The 6,334-nt window shown below is 28.8% G+C and carries 7 protein-coding genes; 5 read left to right on the plus strand and 2 right to left on the minus strand.

Annotated elements, in window-relative coordinates; genetic code table 11:
• Positions 1 to 169 precede the first annotated feature (169 nt).
• Both purN and purM read right to left on the minus strand, forming a co-directional pair.
• On the minus strand, positions 170 to 736 hold the full coding sequence (gene purN, locus E6A48_RS07195) for a phosphoribosylglycinamide formyltransferase (RefSeq protein WP_219709353.1): 567 nt from the start codon (positions 734 to 736) through the stop codon (positions 170 to 172).
• Entirely contained in the window at positions 724 to 1,734 is a 1,011-nt protein-coding gene (gene purM / locus E6A48_RS07200) for a phosphoribosylformylglycinamidine cyclo-ligase (protein ID WP_219709354.1), read from the minus strand. The genes purN and purM overlap by 13 nt, the downstream gene beginning before the upstream one ends.
• Positions 1,735 to 2,112: 378 nt before the next feature.
• Here purM and E6A48_RS07205 point away from each other — a divergent pair, with 378 nt between their 5' ends.
• The 5 genes from E6A48_RS07205 (at position 2,113) to ruvC (ending at position 6,321) form a co-directional block, all read left to right on the plus strand.
• Positions 2,113 to 2,949 (plus strand): flagellin N-terminal helical domain-containing protein, encoded by an 837-nt coding sequence (locus tag E6A48_RS07205; protein ID WP_014934124.1) that lies wholly within the window; start codon positions 2,113 to 2,115, stop codon positions 2,947 to 2,949.
• A 182-nt stretch (positions 2,950 to 3,131) separates the two neighbouring features.
• The gene (locus E6A48_RS07210; protein ID WP_219709355.1) at positions 3,132 to 3,953 is read left to right on the plus strand and encodes a hypothetical protein; all 822 of its coding nucleotides are present in this window, start codon (positions 3,132 to 3,134) and stop codon (positions 3,951 to 3,953) included.
• Positions 3,954 to 4,007: 54 nt separating this feature from the next.
• Complete coding sequence (locus tag E6A48_RS07215) at positions 4,008 to 4,940, plus strand: DUF7638 domain-containing protein (RefSeq protein ID WP_219709356.1); 933 nt, start codon at positions 4,008 to 4,010, stop codon at positions 4,938 to 4,940.
• Positions 4,941 to 5,091: 151 nt separating this feature from the next.
• Positions 5,092 to 5,838 carry a YebC/PmpR family DNA-binding transcriptional regulator gene (locus E6A48_RS07220; protein WP_013244133.1) on the plus strand — a complete coding sequence of 249 codons (747 nt, stop codon included), beginning with the start codon at positions 5,092 to 5,094 and terminating at the stop codon, positions 5,836 to 5,838.
• Between the two features lie 9 nt (positions 5,839 to 5,847).
• Positions 5,848 to 6,321, plus strand: a complete 474-nt coding sequence (ruvC, locus tag E6A48_RS07225) for a crossover junction endodeoxyribonuclease RuvC (RefSeq protein ID WP_219709357.1) — start codon at positions 5,848 to 5,850, stop codon at positions 6,319 to 6,321.
• Positions 6,322 to 6,334: the final 13 nt, after the last annotated feature.

Raw genomic sequence — 6,334 nt, forward strand, 5'->3', positions numbered from 1 at the left:
TACACACCGTGCAGCACCCCACTTCTTTTGTGACCAAAGGGAATCCTTCAGGGCGACCAAAGGAAGTGCCCTTGTGGCGTGCCACAAAGAAGCAAAAAGGCTGGATTTTTTAGCTTAAAATATTAGTTATAGTAATTGCATTTTTTGCAACTTTTTGAAGAAGTCCGAATTATTTCTCAGAAGCTAGTTTTATGACGGTTGCTGGAAGTATTTTATGTTCCTCTACCAATACCCTTTTTTGAAGTATCTCTGGAGTATCATCTTCTAATACATTTACTTTGTTTTGCATTATGATGTCGCCTCCGTCTATAGTGTCTGTTACATAATGCACAGTGCAACCTGATTCTTTTTCTTTGTTTTTTATAACAGCTTCATGAACCTTCATTCCATACATTCCTTTACCTCCAAATTTAGGTAAAAGTGATGGATGAATATTTATTATCTTGTTTTTCCATTTAGATATAAAATCACTGTCTACTATAGATAAATAACCAGCAAGAACTATTAAATCAATATTATATTTTTTAAGCTCTTCATCTATTTTTTGAGATAACTTTTCTTTATATTCTTTTCTGTCTATTAAAACAGCATCTATATTTGCTTCTCTAGCAATATTTAATCCTCCGCAATCCCTATCAGCAATTACTACATTTATTTTATAATATTCTTTTTGATTGTCTATTAATGATTTTAAATTGCTTCCGCCTCCAGAAATTAACACTGCTATATTAAACATATTCCGCTATTTTCTCCATTATTTTTTTCTATATGTCCAATTTCATAAACAGTTTCTTTCATTTCTTTTAATTCATTTATAATATTATCTTTTTCATCTTTATCAACAATAATTACAAAACCAATACCCATATTAAAAGTATTATACATCTCTTCTTCTTTTATGTTTCCAAGATATTGAATATACTTAAATATTTCAGGTGTGTCAAAACTATTTTTATTTATCACAGCCTTATAATCTTTTTTGAAAGCTCTAGGAACATTTTCTATTAATCCTCCCCCTGTAATATGAGCCATACCTTTAATATTATATTTTTCTAGTAATTTAAGAATTGTTTTAACATATATTCTAGTAGGTGTAAGAAGCACTTCACCAATTTTTTTATCTTCAAATGTAGCATTATAATCTCTTACCAATTTTCTTATAAGAGAAAAACCATTACTATGAAAACCAGAAGAAGCTATACCTAATATAACATCATCTTCTTTAACTTTACTTCCGTCTATAATATTATCTTTTTCAACAACACCTACACAAAAACCAGCAATATCATAATCTCCTTCTTTATAAAAACCAGGCATCTCAGCAGTTTCCCCACCAATCAAAGCAGCACCAGCCTCATAGCAACCATCAGCTATACCTTTTACTATTAAAGCAGCAGTTTCGCTGTTAAGTTTTCCACAAGCAAGATAATCCAAAAAGAAAATAGGTTTAGCCCCATGACAAAGTACATCATTAACGCACATAGCCACCGCATCAATTCCAACAGTATCATATTTTTTTATAGAAAATGCAATCTCTAATTTAGTGCCCACTCCGTCAGTACCAGATACTAAAACAGGGTTATTGTATTTACCAAGCTCATACATAGCCCCAAAACTTCCAATATTGTTTAATACATTATTATTCATAGTTTTAGCAACTACTTCTTTCATAAGAGATACAGCTTTATAGCCTTCTTCTCTGCTTACACCGCTTTCTTCATAAGAAACAGACATAAAATTCATTCCTTTTTTATATGTGAGTTAATATGTTCTTAAGTATAACAAAAAATATTTTATAGTACAAGCATAATTTTTTATTTTGTTTATGATATTATTAATTTATGATATATTAAGAATTATATGTTGTATTATTTTATTATTATTAAATCAGTTTATTAAATATATTAAAGAAGAAACTTTTTAAAAATAAATGCGAATTATCATTATCGGTATATTTTTTAAAAAAATTAGTATTTACTTTTTTTAAAAAAATATTATAATATGTTTATATATTATGTTATTATTTTGTAGGGGATGACTAAATAATATATTAAAACATAATAAATTCGGAAATTATAATTTTTTAATGACTATTCATGGAGGGTAGTAACAATGATTATCAACAATAATGTTTCTGCATTAAATGCAAACAGGCAGTTAAATTTAACTGGCAATCAAATGACAAAAACAATTCAACAACTTTCTAGTGGTATGAGAATCAATACTGCAGGAGATGATGCTTCTGGTTTAGCAGTATCTGAAAAAATGCGTTCTCAATACCGTGGTTTACAACAAGCTACTAGAAATGCTCAAAACGGTATATCTTTCATTCAAACAACTGAAGGTTATTTAAATGAAACTACTAACATTATGCAAAGAATGAGAGAATTAGCTATTCAGTCTGCTAACGGTATATATTCTGATAGTGACAGAGCTTTAATTCAAGTAGAAGTTAATCAATTAGTAGCTGAAGTTGACAGAATCGCTTCTCAAGCTGAATTCAACAAAATGAACATGTTAACAGGTCGTTTTGCTGCTGATACTCAAACTCCTATTACTTTCCACATTGGTGCTAATATGGATCAAAGAGTTTCTGTAAATATCGGTGCTATGACTGCTGCTAACTTACAAGTTGGTGGAGATACTCCTCTTTCTATTTCTTCTGTTGAAACTGCTAACCAAGCTTTAGGAAGAATAGATGAAGGTATTCAAATGGTAGTAGCTCAAAGAGCTGAATTAGGTGCTGTTCAAAACAGAATGGAATCTATGGTAAAAAGCTTAATGATAGCTACTGAAAACACTATCGCTTCTGAAAGTGTTATAAGAGATGCTGATATGGCTCAAGCTATGGTTGCTTATACTCGTGAACAAATCTTACAACAAACTGGTGCTGCTATGTTAGCTAATGCTAATATGAAAAATCAGTCTATAATGAGAATTATAGGATAATTTAGTCGTCTTATTACAAATATAGTTTAAGCTCATTAGTATTTTTATACTAATGGGCTTTTTTTTAAAAAAATTACATAAAAATTTGATTTACTAACTCCTATTTATTAGACTATAGTTATATAAGGTTATTTATGATAATACTAATATATTTTTTTATATAATAAAATTAGGAGGTTTTTATGTATAAAAAAATTATAGTTATTATTATTTTATCTTTCTTTTTTGTATTGTCTTGTGCGAAAGAAAACCCTAATAATCCAAATAATTCAGACAACATATCAGGTGGCGGTGGTGATACAGGAGGAAGCAGTGGGGACGGAGGCAATACAGGAGATGGTGGAGATGGAGGTCAAAATCAGCCTTCATTATCTGACTATGCAGGTGCTTGGGAAGGTGATGGCAGAGTTCATGTATTTGGTGAGAATTATTATATAAGAAAAATGGGAAGCTCTTCTGGTGATGAAGTAGTTTTTATTACAGATATACAATATAGTAGCACTGATAGCGGATTCAAAGTTTATTATAAAGCTCCTAAAAAAGAACTAGATGCTATAGTTTCTTTTTCTTCAGAGACTTCAGGTAATATTAAAGGAAAAGAATATAAGTATTATCAAGGCTCCATTCAAAACATAAATTATAATATAAAAAAATTACTTAAAGGAACAGGTATTGACCCTCAATATGTAGGTACTTATAAATGCACCAATACAGGCGGCGGCACTCATTATAGTATAAATATAAATGTTGATGGTTCAATAGAATGTTTTTATGATAAAGAGAGTAAGTTTAAAATACCTGCTGAACAAATAATAAAAAATAATAAAGGCATTTATGAAAACTATTTATATAAAACTACATATGGTACAAAAGATGCAGTTTTAGAGATTACACTTGAATTTGTAGATAGTGTATATTGTAAATTTGATTTTAAATATTCATATACTAGTAATTCTGGAGGGGGAAATAGCGGAACTTTTGACGATTATATTAAACAAAATTAAATAAAATATAATTAAAATTTTTAAGGTGCTGTAATTCTTATTAATGGTGTGTATATGTGTAAAAATAATGTGTATAGAAAAGAAAGAGTTGAAGGAAGAAGTTTTTTCGGTATTATAAAAAATGGTTCTTATTTCCTCTCTAATTTAGCAATTTATGAAGATGGTGTAGTTAGTGCTTGGGAGAAATTTGATATTTATCAGTTTGAAAAAGCATTGGAGAAAAAATGGGTTGTATCATTTATAGAAAATAATGAAGAATTAAATGTTCATGGTGTAGGTGATTTTGAAATTTTAGAATCACAGTGGATGCATAAAGATGATTATTATGAATACATTAAAAGCATATTAAAAGAAATGAATCCTGAAATGCAGAATATTTATAAAACTACTCAAAGAGAAATAGAAAAATGGGAAAAATTAAAAGTATCATTTTTGGCAAGTCCAATTGATTTTAAAATGAAAGAGGAATTTGGATATGATTTATCCAATGGTAAAAGTTATTTTATATTTAGAAAATCTTCTCATTATTCATCTAACAAAGAAATATTCTTAACTTACTACACCATTTATGATGATGAAACAATATCAATATATAATGACAATAATATATATAACTTTAATAATATAAAAAATATGTTTGATAATGATGAATTAATTTTATATCCTAAAGAAGATGATAGTATCATAATAGAAAATCTTGCAAAACTTAAATTAAAACTTGCTTTAAAATACACAAATAAAAAAGAAAAATTAAAAGAGATAAAAGAAAATATAAAAAAGATTTCAGGTAAAGAAAATGCTTTTGATTATGCAATAAAATGCTATCATAATTATCTTGTATATCCTTCAGACTATAACAGAGAATTATTAAAAGAGGCTTATAAAAAAGTACCTAAACATGAAAGAATATTTTTAGGCGATATGGACAATAAAGATTCTGATTTCAGAAGAATAATTTACACACCTAATATAAAGAGGGAAGTATAAAACATATTTGATATAATTTAATACTTTAATTTGTTTTTAAAATAAATAAATAAATAAAATTTGACAATAGTTAGTTTTTATTATATAATCTAGGCAAGTAATATTTTAAATAAAATCTATAAATAAAAAATCTAATAAATAGAGGTGTAATATGTCAGGACACTCCAAGTGGGCTAGTATTAAACATAAAAAAGCCGCAAATGATTCAAAAAAAGGTAAGATTTGGTCAAAAATAGCAAAAGAAATTACAATCGCAGTAAAAGAAGGTGGTAGCCCAGACCCAGACCAAAATGCAAGATTAAGAATGGTTATAGTTAAAGCTAAAGGTACTAACATGCCTAATGATAATATAGACAGAGCCATTAAAAGAGGTGCTGGTGCTGGTGAAGGTGCTAATATAGAAGAAATGTCTTATGAGGGTTATGCTCCTGGTGGCGTTGCAATCATAGTAGACGTTGCTACAGATAATAAAAACAGAACTGCTGCTGAGATAAGGTCAATATTCAGTAAAAATGGCGGAAACTTGGCAGAGAACGGTGCTGTTTCTTGGCAGTTTAAGAAGAAGGCTGTTGTTATCATTCCTGCTGCTGGTAATACTGAAGAGAGCTTAATGGATATAGTTTTAGATGCTGGTGCTGAAGATATTGAACAAGATGAAGAAGTATTTACTATTACTGGACCTATGGAAGCTTTATCTTCTATAGTTGATGCTTTAAAAGCTAAAAATATTGAGCCTGAAAGTGCTGAAATAGTACGTATTGCTGATAATACTATGACTATAGCTGAAAATGATGCTAAAAAAGTTATGAAGATAATTTCACTTTTTGAAGATCATGACGATGTTTCTGCTGTAGCTACTAATTTAGAGATTACAGACAACTTAATAGAAGAAGAATAATATTAATTAATGATAACTTTAGGTATAGACCCGGGATTTGCTAGATGCGGTTATGCTTTTGTAGAGTCTAAAAACTCAGAGTACAAAATAGTAAATTCTGGGCTTATCGAAACCTTTTCAAACGAAGAATATAATCAAAGACTTTCATTTATATACACTCAATTAGATTCACTTATTAAACAATACAAACCAGACAATGCTTCAATAGAAGAGCTTTTCTTTTCAAAGAATACTAAAACTGCTATAAAAGTTGCTGAGGCAAGAGGCGTTATAATATTAGCACTTACTTTGAATAATATAGAGTTTAGAGAATATAAACCAAGAGAGATAAAATCACAAATAACAGGAAATGGAAACGCTAATAAAGAAGCTGTTATAAAAATGGTTAATCTTTTTACAGGTTCAAACATTAAGCAAGATGACACGGCCGATGCTGTAGCTATTGCTTTAGCACATGCTTCAAGAAACAGAATTTTGAAATAAATTTTTTTAACTT

It is taken from the genome of Brachyspira pilosicoli, assembly GCF_019402445.1.
GTDB classification, from domain to species: domain Bacteria; phylum Spirochaetota; class Brachyspiria; order Brachyspirales; family Brachyspiraceae; genus Brachyspira; species Brachyspira pilosicoli_B.